The sequence below is a fragment of the Enterobacter cloacae complex sp. HYC003_NIDB genome (genome assembly GCF_056673375.1).
In genome coordinates this window covers 2,813,469-2,827,594 of sequence record NZ_CP114220.1, presented here as the reverse complement: position 1 = coordinate 2,827,594, position 14,126 = coordinate 2,813,469, and the positions used below count along the sequence as shown (strand labels likewise).

Below are 14,126 nucleotides of genomic sequence, written 5' to 3'. Positions count from 1 at the left end.
TATTAGCGGCACAGCCCCAAGGTGGCAAGAGGGAAAATGCATTTTTCTCTCTGATTTCACGCGATTGCTTCATTACCGCGCAAAGTGAAGAGAAAGTAGCCGCCAGGCGGCGGCTACTGTGTTATTAACGTGCAGCGCGCTGCAAAATTACCGCAGACGGCTGACGTTGCAGGAAGCGCATACGCAGCATCATCATAATGGCCGCAGACGTTAAGCCGATGATAAAGCCCATCCAGAATCCGGCTGGCCCCATGCGATCCACCACCAGATCCGTGAGCGCCAGAATGTACCCGCACGGCAGACCCAGCACCCAGTAAGCGATAAAGGTGATAAAGAAGATGGAACGCGTATCTTTATACCCACGCAGCACGCCGCTGCCAATCACCTGGATGGAGTCAGAGATCTGATAAATGGCCGCCAGCAGCATCAGATGCGAGGCCAGGGTCACTACCTCCGGGTTGTCGTTATAGAGCAGGGCAATTTGCTCACGCAACAGCACGGTAAAGAGCGCGGTACAGACTGCCATGCAGACGCCGACGCCGAGGCCGGTGCGGGCTGCCGTTTGCGCGTCCAGCGTCGAGCCTTGCCCCAGACGGAAGCCCACGCGAATCGTCACCGCGGCAGCCAGGGACATCGGCAGGACGAACATCAAAGAGCTGAAGTTCAGGGCGATCTGGTGTCCTGCGACATCAATAATCCCTAACGGCGAGACCAGCAGGGCGACGACGGCAAACAGCGTCACTTCGAAGAACAGCGCCAGCGCAATGGGTAACCCCAGCTGAATGAGACGGGTCATGAGCGTCCAGTCAGGTGCGCTGAACGAGGTGTCGTTACGAATGTCACGCATGGATCGCGCATGTTTAATGTAGGTGAGCATACAGCCGAACATCACCCAGTACACCGCAGCCGTTGCCACGCCGCAGCCCACGCCGCCGAGTTCCGGCATGCCAAAATGACCGTAAATGAAGATATAGTTCACGGGAATGTTCACCAGCAAGCCGATAAAGCCCATCACCATGCCCGGCTTGGTTTTTGCCAGCCCTTCACACTGGTTACGTGCCACCTGGAAGAACAGATAGCCGGGCGCGCCCCAGAGCAGGGCGCGCAGATAACCGACCGCCTTATCCGCCAGCGCCGGGTCGATATTATGCATGGCGCGAATAATATACCCGGCGTTCCACAGGACGATCATAATCAGGACGGAGACACCCCCGGCCAGCCAGAAGCCCTGGCGCACCTGATGGGCCACGCGGTCGCGTCGACCGGAGCCGTTAAGCTGAGCGATAACGGGCGTCAGCGCCAGCAGCAGGCCGTGACCAAAAAGAATGGCCGGAAGCCAGATTGAGGTTCCGATCGCCACGGCGGCCATATCGGTGGCGCTGTAACCACCGGCCATTACCGTATCCACAAATCCCATTGCGGTTTGGGCTACCTGCGCGACGATCACCGGTATGGCCAGTGCCAATAACTGACGCGCTTCGATCATATACTTCTGCACGTGAACACCTTTGTATTGTAGTTATTTGAGAGACTAAAAAGGCCGCCGTTACTGGCAGCAAGAAGAAAAAACAGAGGGATGCCAGCTATTGTAGCGGGGTTTAACTAATTATCTAGTGAAAAAATCGCCAGAAATTGCGCATCACTGGCAACCTGTTTTTTCAACTGTTATTGTGGTGGGATTATACGGTGTCATCGCCGTTCGGAATGAACAGGAGCTGTAAGCATGTTTACTGGTATTGTGCAGGGCACTGCCAAAGTGGTGTCCATTGATGAAAAACCGAATTTCCGCACTCACGTAGTTGAGCTGCCTGAATATATGCTCGACGGCATTGAAACCGGGGCGTCGATAGCGCATAACGGCTGCTGCCTGACGGTGACCGAAATTAACGGTAACCAGATTAGCTTTGATTTAATGAAAGAGACGCTGCGTATCACTAACCTGGGTGAGCTTGTGGTGGGAGATATCGTCAACGTTGAACGCGCGGCGAAATTCAGCGATGAGATTGGCGGGCATCTGATGTCGGGCCATATTATGACCACCGCAGAAGTGGCGAAAATCGTGACCTCGGAAAATAACCGTCAAATCTGGTTTAAGGTGCAGGATCCGTCATTAATGAAATACATCCTGTATAAAGGATTTATTGGCATCGATGGGATTAGTCTGACCGTCGGTGAAGTGACGCCAACGCGTTTTTGCGTGCATTTAATTCCTGAAACGCTGCAACGTACTACGCTTGGCGCAAAAAAACTGGGGCAGCGCGTAAATATCGAAATTGATCCCCAGACCCAGGCGGTCGTGGATACCGTTGAGCGCGTACTGGCGGCGAAAGAGGCGGCGATAATAAAAACCGTGGAAGAAGAATAAAAAATAACCCCGGTTAACCGGGGTTATTTTTTCAGCGAGCCACACGCAAACCGTGCTCAATCCCACGACTAAACACCACCTGCCAAAGCTGTATATCCCGCGCACGGAACGCGCCCGCACAGGCATTCAGATAATAGCTAAACATCCGTTTGAATCGTTCCGAATAGTTGTCGGCGATTTCAGGCCATGCAGCCTGGAAACGTTCATGCCAGGCCATCAGGGTGGTGTCGTAATCTGCGCCGAAGTTATGCCAGTCTTCCACAATAAAATGCGGTTCGCTGGCGTTCGCAATCTGGCGAACAGAGGGTAAACAGCCATTCGGGAAGATATATTTGTTGATCCAGGGATCCACATTGTTATCGGTGCGTTTAGAGCCGATGGTGTGTAGCAGGAAAATTCCCTCAGGCTTCAGGTTACGATCGGCGACCTCGAAGTAAGTCTTGTAGTTCTTCGGCCCCACGTGCTCGAACATACCTACGGAAACAATGCGATCGAACTGCTCGTTCAGGTCGCGGTAGTCCTGAAGCCGAATATCAACATCCAGACCCAGACAGCGTTCCTGCGCCATCTTCTGCTGTTCAGCGGAAATCGTGACGCCGGCTACGCTGACGCCGTAATTTTTCGCCATAAACCAGGCAAGACCACCCCAGCCACAGCCGATGTCCAGCACACGCATACCGGGCTGTAACTGCAATTTATCGCAGATCAGTTGCAGCTTGTCCTGCTGCGCCTCTTCCAGGGTCGTCGCTTTTTTCCAGTATCCGCAGGAGTACTGCATTAAAGGATCGAGCATACGGCTGAACAGATCGTTGCCCAGGTCGTAATGCTCTTTACCGACGATCCACGCCCGTTTTTTACTTTGCAGATTGAACAGGCGGGCGGAGGCAATGCGTAAGGTATCTTTGAAATGACGAGGGAGCTGTTTTTCAAGACCGGCGCGTAATACGCTGGAGAAGAACATATCCAGCCGCTCACACTCCCACCAGCCGTCCATATAGCTTTCACCCAGCCCTAACGACCCCTCCTGTAACACGCGTTTGAAAAAATCGGGATGCTTTATCTGGGGATCGGAGGGGGATGAGCCATTAATCGTAATGCCCGCACGTCCCAACAGTTCACTGACGATCCGGGACCAGTTATCGTCCGGAACGCTGACTTCTTCTATACACGATGAACTCATAGCTTCTCCATCACCTTGCTGTGATCAGAACCTTAAAACAGCGTAGACGCTTTTTTGGTTTGTGAGAAATCTCACGGTAAATGCCCGCGAGGCTAATATCCGACGTAGAACAGAGGAAGGGAGATAACCCTTGCCGAAATGCCTTCCATGGTAAAACGGGAGCGCTCCGGCTCCCGTTAACACTTAATATTTATCGTATTTAATCGAACCAAATTTAGTATAGGCCGCAAAATTTGGTGATTCAACAGAAAATTGTTAGCAACCTAATCACTGGTATTTAACATAGTTTCCCGCGCAATCAGGCGTGCGACGTTTCTGTCTGCGCGTTTTCACTCTGCTCGCGATGGGCTGAGGACTGCATGCGATAGCCCAATCCCGCCAGCGCAACGGTGACCAGCATCACGCTGGTGGTGGTGAGCAGCGGGGTTGCAATCAACGCAGAGACCACGAGACTTGCCAGGAAGCACAGGCCAAGTTGCAGGGTATTTTGCAGCGCGGCAGCGCGGCCTGTCGCCTGCGGGAATGGACGCAACGCCTGGGCTACAACGATAGGGTAGATAGCCCCGTTAGCGATCGCCATGACGCAGAACGGAATCAAAATTTCTGCAAGCCCGGCGCCGGGAATAAAGCCGACAGCCCAGGTCGCAATCACGCTTAGGGCATACAGCACCAGCAGCCAGGGCAGCATCTGTTGGCCTTCCCATTTTTGCAGCGCGGCGCGACAGCCATAGCCACCCACCAGGAAGGCGATGGTCTGTGGTACATAGCTCAGGCCGATAGCCGCCGGGCTGTAGCCCATGTCATGCAGAATGAACGGCGAACCGGTCAGCCAGGCAAAGAAGCTGGCAGAGCAGGCAGCATAAATCAGCACGTTACCGCGATAGGCTTTCGACCGCAGTAAAGAGGTAAAGGTGATGGGCTTTGCGTCCGGATGCGTCTCTTTTTTATGCGCAGGTTTAAGCCCGAAAGCAGGCAGCATCAGGACCAGCGTAATAGCAAAGAGCGTGGCGAAAATAGCCTGCCAGTCGAAATGCGCGAGGATCCAGCTGCCCAGTAACGGGGCAAGCGCCGGCGACAGGCCGACCAGCGGCATAATAGTGGCGAATATGCGGTTAGTGCGCGAGGCGGGGTAGTAATCGGTCACCAGCGCCTGCCAGGTGACCGCAGCGGCGCAGACACCGACCGCCTGAATAAAGCGCAGCGCCAGCAGCCAGGCGGCATCGCGGACCCACATCATGCCCAGACAGCCTACGGCAAAAATCGCCAGCCCCAACAACAGGACGGGCTTACGGCCAAAACGATCCGAGAGCGGCCCCCACAGCAATTGCGCAAAAGCAAAGCCAGCGAGGAACAAACTTAAACTGGCGCTGATGGCGGCGGCAGGGGTTTGCAAATCTTCCTGCATCGCGGCGAACGCGGGCAGATACATATCGGTCGCCAAAAAGCCCAGCACGCTTAAGCCGCCGAGCCAGACTAAAAATCCTTTCCTGGGTTGCACTTTTTTTCTCCTGAGGAGGCAGGTGTACGTTGGCGCAGAGTGTAGGGAGTGCAAAGCGGCTTGTGAAACGCTAATATTTGGCGGGTGCATTCAAAAAATTTGCAGGCTAAAGATGTGGTCAGATTATTCCCTTGAAGTGGTTGATGCCGTGGCGCGTAACGGCAGCTTTACCGGTGCCGCCCAGGAGCTGCATCGCGTTCCCTCGGCTATCAGCTATACGGTGCGCCAGCTGGAAGCGTGGCTGGCGGTCCCGCTGTTCGAGCGGCGCCATCGCGACGTGGAGCTCACGCCTGCCGGAGCGTGGTTTTTGAAGGAAGGGCGGTCTGTTATCAAAAAAATGCAGATCACCCGTGAGCAGTGCCAGCAGATCGCCAACGGCTGGCGCGGGCATCTCGCTATCGCGGTGGATAACATCGTTAAGCCGGAGCGGACCCGGCAGATGATCGTCGATTTCTATCGTCATTTTTCCGACGTCGAACTGCGTGTTTCGCAGGAAGTGTTCAACGGCGTCTGGGATGCGCTGGCGGACGGCAGGGCGGAGATGGCGATTGGTGCAACCCAGGCGATCCCGGTTGGGGGGCGCTACGCGTTTCGCGACATGGGCATGCTGAGCTGGACCTGCGTGGTCGCGCGCGATCACCCGCTGGCGGCGCAGGAAGGTCCGCTGAGCGATGACACCTTACGCAACTGGCCCTCGCTGGTGCTGGAAGATACCTCCCGCTCGCTGCCCAAGCGCATTACCTGGCTGCTGGATAATCAGCGCCGCGTGGTCGCGCCGGACTGGGAGTCGTCGGCCACCTGTCTGAGCGCGGGGCTGTGCGTTGGCATGGTGCCGGTGCATTTTGCGCGCCCGCGCATCGATGCGGGAGAGTGGGTGGCCTTGACGCTGGAAAACCCCTTCCCGGATGCCGCGTGCTGTCTGACGTGGCAGCAAAACGACGTCTCGCCCGCCATGGACTGGCTGCTGGATTATCTGGGCGACAGCGAAACGCTGAACCGGGAGTGGTTGCGGGAACCAGCATAGCTGGTCCCGTAAAGTGATTAACGACGGTAGTCGCGGAACGGACCGTCCGCAACGGAACGGCGTTCAATCAGGCGCGGGTGAACTTCAATGGACTGGGACTGTTCACGCTTGTTGACGATCCTGTCCAGCAGCATGTTGAAGGCCGTTTCACCCAGCGAATCTTTCGGCTGGTGAATGGTGGTCAGCGCCGGGGTAAAGAAGCGGGCGTTGCGCACGTTGTCATAGCCGATCACCGAGATATCCTGCGGGACGCGCAGGCCGAGTTCATCCGCCGCGCAGAGCGCGCCCATCGCCATGATGTCGCCGCCGCAGAACACCGCGGTAGGGCGATGCGGCTGGGAGACGATCTGCTGCATGGCGCGATAGCCCGACTCCGGCTCGAAGTCGCCCTGAACAATCCAGTTTTCCGGCACGGTGATCAGCGCCTCTTCCATCGCTTTCATGAAACCGGCCAGACGGCCAGCTCCGGTGTTACGCTCCAGCGGACCCGGGATCACGCCAATTTCACGATGACCGCGTTCTACCAGATAACGCCCCGCCATGTAGCCGCCTTCAAAGGCGTTATCAATTACGGAGTCGGTGAAGTCTGCGCGCGCTTCGCCCCAGTCCATGACCACCATCGGAATGTGGCGATACTCTTCCAGCATGGAAAGGACCGACTCAGGGTATTCAGAACACATTACCAGCAGGCCGTCGACGCGCTTTTGCGCCATCATTGACAGGTAAGCGCGCTGTTTTTCAATGTTGTTCCACGCGTTGCCCAGAATCAGGGTATAGCCTTTCTGGAAGCAGTTTTTTTCAACGGCTTCGATGATTTCAGCAAAGTAGGCCGCTTCACTGCTGGTGGCCAGCAGGCCAATCGATTTGGTGTGATTAACCTTCAGGCTGCGGGCGACGGCACTTGGCGAGTAGTGCAGTTCTTTGATTGCCGCCCAGACGGCATTACGCGTCTCTTCAGCGACGAAACGCGTTTTGTTAATAACATGTGATACGGTTGTGGTGGAAACGTTTGCGCGTTTTGCTACGTCTTTAATTGTTGCCATTAAATGTCACTCCAGACCATATCCTAAGCTCCTGAAAAAATTGAAGGTAAACGTTTGCCTTCTCTCACCCTTATCACGCAAACATGAGTTGCGACACGCCGGGAAAACGACACAGGACGTCAGGAGGGGGTCAGTGGCCGGTACGCTAATAAATTTAGCGTGGAATTTTGTCCTATCTTGATGAAAAGGGGAAGAGGTAAAGTGGATATCCGCTTAAATCCTGGAAGATTTTTGACCTGAACTGTGTAAAAATGAGCAAGCTCACTTTTCGTAGGGTGAATAAAAGGAGAAAAATTGATGAGTACCGATCTGAAGTTTTCGCTGTTTACCACCATTGTTGTTCTTGCCCTGATTGTTGCGGGTGGTTTAACCGCTGCGCTGCACTGATTCAGGAGGGGGGAGAACCTTCTCCCTCTCTTGCCGCTATTGTTACCTCTCCGGCAAAAATCTTTTGCCAAAATGTTAACTTCTCATTTTTTGTGATTGATGTCATGCTTTTGACTTCTTAGTTCTGTGCCGGGTTATGGCACGGTATCCGGAGTCTCTTCATGAAAATCAATTTTCCCCTGCTGGCCCTGGCGATTGGCGCCTTTGGGATTGGCACCACTGAATTCTCCCCTATGGGGTTATTGCCTGTTATCGCCCGGGGTGTGGACGTCTCAATTCCTGCGGCCGGTATGTTAATTAGCGCCTACGCGATTGGCGTGATGGTGGGCGCGCCGCTGATGACGCTGCTGCTTTCCCACCGCGCTCGCCGCAATGCGCTGATTTTCCTGATGGCGATTTTCACTCTCGGAAATGTGCTTTCCGCAATTTCGCCCGATTACACCACTCTGATGCTTTCGCGCATTCTGACCAGCCTCAACCATGGCGCCTTCTTCGGACTGGGCTCGGTTGTTGCCGCCAGCGTGGTGCCAAAACATAAGCAGGCCAGCGCGGTAGCCACTATGTTCATGGGCCTCACCATCGCTAATATCGGCGGCGTTCCCGCTGCCACCTGGCTGGGAGAAGCCATCGGCTGGCGTATGTCTTTCCTCGCAACCGCCGGACTGGGCGTGGTCGCGATGGTTGCGCTGTTCTTCTCACTGCCGAAAGGAAGTGCGGGAGAACGTCCGGAAGTACGTAAAGAGCTGGCGGTGCTGATGCGTCCTCAGGTGTTGTCCGCGCTGCTTACCACGGTACTGGGGGCCGGGGCGATGTTTACGCTCTACACCTATATCTCCCCGGTGCTGCACGACATTACCCACGCAACGCCACTCTTTGTTACCGCGATGCTGGTGCTAATTGGTGTCGGGTTCTCGATTGGCAACTATCTCGGCGGGAAATTTGCCGACCGCTCCGTCAGTGGAACACTGAAAGGTTTTTTAACGCTGCTGATTGTCATCATGGTGGCGATTCCGTGGCTGGCGCGTAACGAAGTGGGTGCCGCGATTGCCATGGTGGTTTGGGGCGCCGCAACCTTTGCCGTGGTGCCACCGTTGCAGATGCGCGTAATGCGCGTTGCGCACGAAGCGCCGGGGCTCTCTTCGTCGGTGAATATCGGTGCGTTTAACCTGGGCAATGCGCTGGGTGCCGCAGCGGGCGGGGCGGTGATCTCAGGTGGTTTGGGTTACAGCTTTGTGCCGGTGATGGGGGCGATCATTGCTGCACTCGGCCTGCTGCTGGTGATGATGTCTGGTCGTAAACAGCCTGAAGCGGTGTGTACGGCGGAATAAACAAAAACGCAGAAGGGCTGCCCCTTCTGCGTGTCTCTTACGCGGCGAAGTTCTTCGCAACAAATTCCCAGTTAACCAGTGCCCAGAAGTGTTCCAGGTAGTTCGGGCGCGCATTACGGTAATCAATGTAATAGGCGTGTTCCCATACGTCCACGGTCATCAGCGGCGTGGCGCTGGTGGTAAGAGGGGTACCCGCATTAGAAGTGGAAACGATAGCCAGTTTGCCATCAGCCTCTTTTACCAGCCAGGTCCAGCCGGAGCCAAAGTTTTTAACGGCTGCGTCAGTAAACTTCGCTTTAAAATCCGCGAAACTGCCGAACGCGGCGTTAATCGCTACCGCCAGCTCACCGGTAGGTTCTCCGCCTGCGTTTGGGGCCAGGCAGTGCCAGTAGAAGGTGTGGTTCCACACCTGTGCGGCGTTGTTGAATACGCCGCCGTCTGAACTGCGCACGATCTCTTCCAGCGTTTTGCCTTCAAAATCGGTGCCCTTGATCAGATTGTTCAGGTTGGTGACATAGGTCTGGTGATGCTTGCCGTAATGGTACTCCAGGGTTTCCGCGGAAATATGCGGGGCCAGGGCGTCTTTTGCATACGGTAGTGCAGGTAATTCGAACGACATTGCTTCTCTCCTTATAGTTTTATACGTTGCCAATAACCCTACAGACAACAAGGACAGAATAGCAAATTGAAAGGGTATGCAAAAGAGGAACTTACCCTGCCATGGAGGCGGCAGGGCAGGGTTTAGCGAATGGTTTTTGGCGTCATCACGCGGCGCGCACCCACATAGTGGCGCACCCAATAATCTTCGCTGAGAGAGGTGATCTGAATGTCCTGACCGCTGCGCGGTGACTGGATAAATTTACCGTTACCCACATACACCCCAACGTGATCGGCCGTACCGCGTCCCTGGGTGCGGAAGAACACCAGGTCGCCATTTTGCAGTTCGCCACGGTTTACAGGCGCGGCGTCGCGCAGATGGTACATCTCATTGGCGGTGCGTGGAATGCGAAACTTCACCAGATCTTTATAGGCATAATAAACCAGCCCACTACAGTCAAAACCGGTGCGCGGAGAGGTGCCACCCCAGCGATACGGTTTACCTATTTGCCCCATCAGTTTGTTCATCGCCGTTTTTTGCGCTTTCTGCATACGCGCTTTATGCACGTCAGCCAGCTTCGTCACTTTTGCGCATTTCGTTTTATGGCCTTTGCGCACGGTGCATTTTTCATTCACCAGGCTGGCGGTCGTGCGGGTGGTTTTGTGCGTGCCGGAACGGAGAGTTTTGGGTTTACTGGAGGCGGTCTTTTTGGTCTGAGCGGTGGTTTTCTTCTTTACTGTTTTACTGGTGGTTTTTTTCTTACGTTCTGTGGTTTTTGCCAGATGCGATTTTTGTACAGCAGAATGCCGCGCCTGTTCAGAGGCGTTCGCCGCTGGCGTAAATGAGAGTGTGGTAAACAGTAAAGCACAGAGCGTCATCGAGATTTTAGTTATCCGCGCCACTGGGCAGTCCCCTGATAAATGCAGGCCACAATGCATACCCGCTTGAGATTTACAAAACCTGTCGATTCTAATCCATAAATTCAGAAGAAGTTAATAGCATTTTTCATTCAAAAATTATGTTTCGTTAGCAAGTGCAAAAAAATTCACCATTCTGTCGCACTCCTGTTCGCTCCTTAAGCAAAACCGCACCTCGTCTGGGGATAAACGACATTAGCAATGCAACTTTATGCGATAAGCGATAAAATAATTAGACGTGACAAAAATGTTATTTTCCGATGTCGGCCTGACCCGCTACAATGTCAGACTGATGCCGTAACAGAAGTTAAAGGAAGCAAGACATGAGCACCACTATTGAAAAAATTCAGCGCCAGATCGCTGAAAACCCGATTCTCCTGTACATGAAAGGTTCTCCGAAGCTGCCAAGCTGCGGCTTCTCCGCGCAAGCGGTTCAGGCACTGTCCGCCTGTGGTGAGCGTTTTGCTTACGTTGATATCCTGCAAAACCCGGACATTCGCGCTGAACTGCCAAAATACGCCAACTGGCCGACCTTCCCACAGCTGTGGGTTGATGGTGAACTGGTCGGCGGATGCGACATCCTGATTGAAATGTATCAGCGCGGCGAACTGCAACAGCTGATCAAAGAGACTGCGGCGAAGTATAAAACCGAAGAGCCGGACGCAGAGTAAGTTTTCTGCGGATATAAAAAAGCGACCACATTATGTTGGTCGCTTTTTTTTGTCCTGTGGGGCTATCGATTACCCAACCTACGATTGAAGATCGGCCTCGTCGCCCATCGGCAGCGGCCAGCCGCCGAGACGTTTCCAGCGGTTGACGATCTCACAGAACAGCTCCGCCGTACGCTCGGTGTCGTATAACGCGGAATGCGCCTGGGTGCCGTCAAACGCAATACCCGCCGTGATGCAGGCTTTAGAGAGCACGGTTTGCCCCAGCGCCAGGCCGCTCAGCGCGGCGGTGTCGAAGGTCACAAACGGATGGAATGGATTACGCTTGAGCGAGGCACGCTCGGCGGCAGCCATAGTGAAGCTGTGATCAAAGGTGGCATTGTGGGCCACCATGATGGCGCGGCTACAGTCATTCTCTTTCATGCCTTTGCGCACCATTTTGAAAATGGCGTGCAGCGCCTCGTATTCGCTTACCGCCCCGCGCAGCGGGTTTGTCGGATCGATACCGTTAAAGGCCAGCGCCTCTGGCTGTAAGTTTGCCCCTTCAAAGGGTTCAACGTGGAAATGCAGCGTGGTGTCCGGTACAAGCCAGCCCTGTTCATCCATCTTCAGCGTGATGGCGGCAATCTCAAGCAGCGCATCGGTTTTAGCGTTAAATCCGGCTGTTTCAACATCAATGACAACGGGATAAAAACCACGAAAACGGTCGCACAGACCGGTAAATTGAGCGTTATCGGACATCAGGGTCTCTTACAAGGGGGAAAAAGCAGTGCGCATTATGGCAAATTTTGAGAGGCGATGCAGCAAAACAACGGGCGCAAAGTGCGCCCTGCGGGATCAATTGCCCAGGCCGCGACCAGCGTCTTTGGCTTCGATCAGTTCGATTTTATAACCGTCCGGATCTTCCACAAACGCAATTACGGTGGTACCGCCTTTAACCGGACCGGCTTCACGGGTGACGTTACCGCCATTGCTGCGGATACGTTCGCAGGCTTCGGCGGCGTTATCCACTTCCAGCGCGATGTGGCCGTAAGCCGTACCCAGCTCGTAGCTGTCCACGCCCCAGTTGTAGGTCAGCTCGATGACCGCTTCATCAGATTCCGGGCCGTAACCGACAAACGCCAGGGAGTATTTATATTCCGGATTTTCGCTGGTGCGCAGCAGCTTCATGCCCAGAACGTTAGTGTAGAAATCGATGGAACGTTGCAGGTCGCCAACGCGCAGCATGGTGTGAAGTAGGCGCATAATTTCCTCATTAACCAGTGGAATGGATTATCTTTTTGAACAGAAACGATGTTTTAGTATAGCGGCGAAAGGTCGCCGCTATCAATGTACAAAGCGGGATTACAGTGAAGGGTAGTCGGTATAACCTTCCGCGCCGCCGCCATAGAAGCTTTCAGGACGCTGCGGGTTCAGTTCGGCTTTTTTCTGCAAACGGGCAACCAGATCCGGGTTAGCAATGTAGTCACGGCCAAAGGCCACGGCGTCGATCAGGCCTTTACCGATCAAATCCTCGGCTTTCTCTGCCGTATACGCACCCGCCCCGATAATCACGCCGTGGAAGCGCTCGCGCACTTTCTGACGGAAGGCTTCACTGTAAGGCTTGCCGCCTGCCCAGTCCGGCTCGGACATGTGCAGATAGGCGATACCGCGTTTCGCCAGCTCTTCAATCAGATACAGCGCGTCTGCTTCTTCGTTCGGACCGTTGTCGACGTTCTGGAAAGTACCGATCGGGGAGACACGAATACCAATGCGGTCTGCCTTCCACTCATTACAGACAGCATCCACCACTTCAAGCACCAGACGCGCGCGGTTTTCAACGCTGCCGCCGTACTGGTCGGTACGCTGGTTGGAAGACGGGGACAGGAACTGATGCAGCAGGTAACCGTGCGCAGAGTGCAGCTCAACCAGGTCGAAGCCCGCTTCACGGGCGTTGGCGACGGCCTGACGGAAATCATTCACGATACCCGGGATCTCGTCCAGCTCCAGCGCGCGTGGCGTGGTGGTGTCGACGCGGATCGCATTACCGTTTTCATCGCGCAGGGAAGTGCGGGTATTGGCGTTCAGGGCAGAGGCAGAAACCGGCGCCAGACCGCCAGGCTGGATGCTGCTGTGTGAGATACGACCGGTGTGCCACAGCTGAACCGCAATACGGCCATCTTCAGCATGCACGCCTGCGGTGATTTTTTTCCACGCGGCGATCTGTTCCGGGCTGTGCAGACCCGGTGCACCGGCGTAGCCTTTTGCCTGAGCAGAAATCTGCGTGGCTTCGGAGATAATCAGGCCCGCGCTGGCGCGCTGGCGGTAATACTCACCCATCAATGGCGTTGGGATATCGCCCGGCTCGATGCTGCGCAGACGGGTAAGTGGGGCCATAAACACGCGGTTTGGGGCAGTAACGGCACCCACTTTCAGTGGGGTAAACAGCTTTTCAGCGGACATAACGGCTCCTGAGTAGACCAGTCGACTAGTAAAAGGGTAAATAAAAACGCCGGCTACACGCCAGGCGCGGTAATACAGTTTTTCACATGCGCCAGCGCGCTTTCGAGCGGCACGGCGCTGCGAGACATTTTTGCTTGCAGGTTGGCGCCTAACCAGAGGGAATAGAGCACCTGTGCCTGCGTGAGCGGATCGCCGGAGAAGGAGAGCGTTTTTTCATTGCGCCCGCTCTCCAGCGCCTGAGCCAACAGGGCAATAACGCCGCTGGCCCCTTTATCCATTGCGGTGCGCATATCTTCGGAGAGATCGCACACTTCGGCAGACAGTTTTACCGTCAGGCAGCCGCTGATGATGCCCTGCTGACAGAACTGCGTCAGCGTTTCCTGATAGTAGTTCAGAACACGATCCCGGTAGTCACCTACACCGCTGGCGAAGTGGGTTGCCAGGCGCTGATGGTAGCTGGCGTAGTGCCGCTCCAGCATGGCAACGCCGAACGCCTCTTTGGATCGAAAATAGTGATAAAACGATCCCTTAGGTACTTCAGCGGTTTTTAACAACTCGCTCAGCCCCATACCGGTAAACCCGCGATGCATGCAAAGACGCTCGCCGGTAGCCAGCAAATGTTCTCGTGTATCGTGTTCAGTGTGTCTGCTCATGCCCTTACTCTAATAGACCGTTC

At 54.9% G+C, this 14,126-nt stretch carries 15 protein-coding genes; 5 read left to right on the top strand and 10 right to left on the bottom strand.

Features of this window, described 5'->3' with window-relative positions; all coding sequences use genetic code 11:
• Positions 1 to 124 precede the first annotated feature (124 nt).
• Positions 125 to 1,498, bottom strand: a complete 1,374-nt coding sequence (gene mdtK, locus O1722_RS13445) for an MdtK family multidrug efflux MATE transporter (protein ID WP_017384611.1) — start codon at positions 1,496 to 1,498, stop codon at positions 125 to 127.
• Between the two features lie 225 nt (positions 1,499 to 1,723).
• Here mdtK and O1722_RS13440 point away from each other — a divergent pair, with 225 nt between their 5' ends.
• On the top strand, positions 1,724 to 2,365 hold the full coding sequence (locus O1722_RS13440) for a riboflavin synthase (protein WP_017384610.1): 642 nt from the start codon (positions 1,724 to 1,726) through the stop codon (positions 2,363 to 2,365).
• A 31-nt stretch (positions 2,366 to 2,396) separates the two neighbouring features.
• Here the strand turns inward: O1722_RS13440 and cfa are convergent, their stop codons facing one another.
• The gene (gene cfa / locus O1722_RS13435; RefSeq protein WP_033487109.1) at positions 2,397 to 3,545 is read right to left on the bottom strand and encodes a cyclopropane fatty acyl phospholipid synthase; all 1,149 of its coding nucleotides are present in this window, start codon (positions 3,543 to 3,545) and stop codon (positions 2,397 to 2,399) included.
• Positions 3,546 to 3,843: 298 nt separating this feature from the next.
• Positions 3,844 to 5,043 carry a purine nucleoside transporter PunC gene (punC, locus tag O1722_RS13430; RefSeq protein ID WP_033487108.1) on the bottom strand — a complete coding sequence of 400 codons (1,200 nt, stop codon included), beginning with the start codon at positions 5,041 to 5,043 and terminating at the stop codon, positions 3,844 to 3,846.
• A gap of 112 nt (positions 5,044 to 5,155) precedes the next feature.
• Between punC and punR the strand changes: the two genes are divergently transcribed.
• Entirely contained in the window at positions 5,156 to 6,067 is a 912-nt protein-coding gene (gene punR / locus O1722_RS13425) for a DNA-binding transcriptional activator PunR (RefSeq protein ID WP_033487106.1), read from the top strand.
• A gap of 17 nt (positions 6,068 to 6,084) precedes the next feature.
• Here punR and purR read toward each other — a convergent pair whose 3' ends face one another.
• A complete protein-coding gene (gene purR, locus O1722_RS13420; protein WP_003857634.1) occupies positions 6,085 to 7,110 on the bottom strand; it encodes an HTH-type transcriptional repressor PurR in 1,026 nt (341 codons plus the stop codon).
• A gap of 297 nt (positions 7,111 to 7,407) precedes the next feature.
• On the opposite strand from purR, the gene cydH reads away from it, so the two are divergent.
• Positions 7,408 to 7,497: a cytochrome bd-I oxidase subunit CydH gene (cydH, locus tag O1722_RS13415; protein ID WP_003857632.1), complete on the top strand. Its 90-nt coding sequence runs from the start codon at positions 7,408 to 7,410 to the stop codon at positions 7,495 to 7,497.
• Between the two features lie 161 nt (positions 7,498 to 7,658).
• Entirely contained in the window at positions 7,659 to 8,825 is a 1,167-nt protein-coding gene (locus tag O1722_RS13410; protein WP_017384607.1) for an MFS transporter, read from the top strand.
• Positions 8,826 to 8,862: 37 nt separating this feature from the next.
• Here the strand turns inward: O1722_RS13410 and sodB are convergent, their stop codons facing one another.
• On the bottom strand, positions 8,863 to 9,444 hold the full coding sequence (gene sodB / locus O1722_RS13405) for a superoxide dismutase [Fe] (protein ID WP_033487105.1): 582 nt from the start codon (positions 9,442 to 9,444) through the stop codon (positions 8,863 to 8,865).
• A gap of 122 nt (positions 9,445 to 9,566) precedes the next feature.
• Entirely contained in the window at positions 9,567 to 10,325 is a 759-nt protein-coding gene (locus O1722_RS13400; RefSeq protein WP_017384605.1) for a C40 family peptidase, read from the bottom strand.
• A gap of 338 nt (positions 10,326 to 10,663) precedes the next feature.
• Here O1722_RS13400 and grxD point away from each other — a divergent pair, with 338 nt between their 5' ends.
• Positions 10,664 to 11,011 carry a monothiol glutaredoxin 4 gene (gene grxD, locus O1722_RS13395; RefSeq protein WP_003832760.1) on the top strand — a complete coding sequence of 116 codons (348 nt, stop codon included), beginning with the start codon at positions 10,664 to 10,666 and terminating at the stop codon, positions 11,009 to 11,011.
• Positions 11,012 to 11,089: 78 nt separating this feature from the next.
• Here the strand turns inward: grxD and rnt are convergent, their stop codons facing one another.
• The 4 genes from rnt to O1722_RS13375 form a co-directional block, all read right to left on the bottom strand.
• Positions 11,090 to 11,749 carry a ribonuclease T gene (gene rnt, locus O1722_RS13390; protein ID WP_003857625.1) on the bottom strand — a complete coding sequence of 220 codons (660 nt, stop codon included), beginning with the start codon at positions 11,747 to 11,749 and terminating at the stop codon, positions 11,090 to 11,092.
• Between the two features lie 96 nt (positions 11,750 to 11,845).
• Positions 11,846 to 12,253, bottom strand: coding sequence for a lactoylglutathione lyase (gloA, locus tag O1722_RS13385; protein WP_003857623.1), 408 nt, complete (start codon positions 12,251 to 12,253; stop codon positions 11,846 to 11,848).
• Positions 12,254 to 12,352: 99 nt separating this feature from the next.
• The gene (nemA, locus tag O1722_RS13380; RefSeq protein ID WP_033487103.1) at positions 12,353 to 13,450 is read right to left on the bottom strand and encodes an alkene reductase; all 1,098 of its coding nucleotides are present in this window, start codon (positions 13,448 to 13,450) and stop codon (positions 12,353 to 12,355) included.
• A gap of 53 nt (positions 13,451 to 13,503) precedes the next feature.
• Positions 13,504 to 14,103 (bottom strand): TetR/AcrR family transcriptional regulator, encoded by a 600-nt coding sequence (locus tag O1722_RS13375; protein ID WP_033487102.1) that lies wholly within the window; start codon positions 14,101 to 14,103, stop codon positions 13,504 to 13,506.
• Between the last annotated feature and the right edge of the window lie 23 nt (positions 14,104 to 14,126).

What these genes read in the sequence shown, in the direction of transcription:
- grxD (WP_003832760.1), top strand. Translation starts at nt 10,664, where the DNA reads ATGAGCACCACTATTGAAAAAATTCAGCGCCAGATCGCTGAAAACCCG.
- O1722_RS13440 (WP_017384610.1), top strand. Translation starts at nt 1,724, where the DNA reads ATGTTTACTGGTATTGTGCAGGGCACTGCCAAAGTGGTGTCCATTGAT.
- cydH (WP_003857632.1), top strand. Translation starts at nt 7,408, where the DNA reads ATGAGTACCGATCTGAAGTTTTCGCTGTTTACCACCATTGTTGTTCTT.
- rnt (WP_003857625.1), bottom strand. Translation starts at nt 11,749, where the DNA reads ATGTCCGATAACGCTCAATTTACCGGTCTGTGCGACCGTTTTCGTGGT.
- sodB (WP_033487105.1), bottom strand. Translation starts at nt 9,444, where the DNA reads ATGTCGTTCGAATTACCTGCACTACCGTATGCAAAAGACGCCCTGGCC.
- cfa (WP_033487109.1), bottom strand. Translation starts at nt 3,545, where the DNA reads ATGAGTTCATCGTGTATAGAAGAAGTCAGCGTTCCGGACGATAACTGG.
- punR (WP_033487106.1), top strand. Translation starts at nt 5,156, where the DNA reads ATGTGGTCAGATTATTCCCTTGAAGTGGTTGATGCCGTGGCGCGTAAC.
- O1722_RS13375 (WP_033487102.1), bottom strand. Translation starts at nt 14,103, where the DNA reads ATGAGCAGACACACTGAACACGATACACGAGAACATTTGCTGGCTACC.
- O1722_RS13410 (WP_017384607.1), top strand. Translation starts at nt 7,659, where the DNA reads ATGAAAATCAATTTTCCCCTGCTGGCCCTGGCGATTGGCGCCTTTGGG.
- purR (WP_003857634.1), bottom strand. Translation starts at nt 7,110, where the DNA reads ATGGCAACAATTAAAGACGTAGCAAAACGCGCAAACGTTTCCACCACA.
- gloA (WP_003857623.1), bottom strand. Translation starts at nt 12,253, where the DNA reads ATGCGCCTACTTCACACCATGCTGCGCGTTGGCGACCTGCAACGTTCC.
- nemA (WP_033487103.1), bottom strand. Translation starts at nt 13,450, where the DNA reads ATGTCCGCTGAAAAGCTGTTTACCCCACTGAAAGTGGGTGCCGTTACT.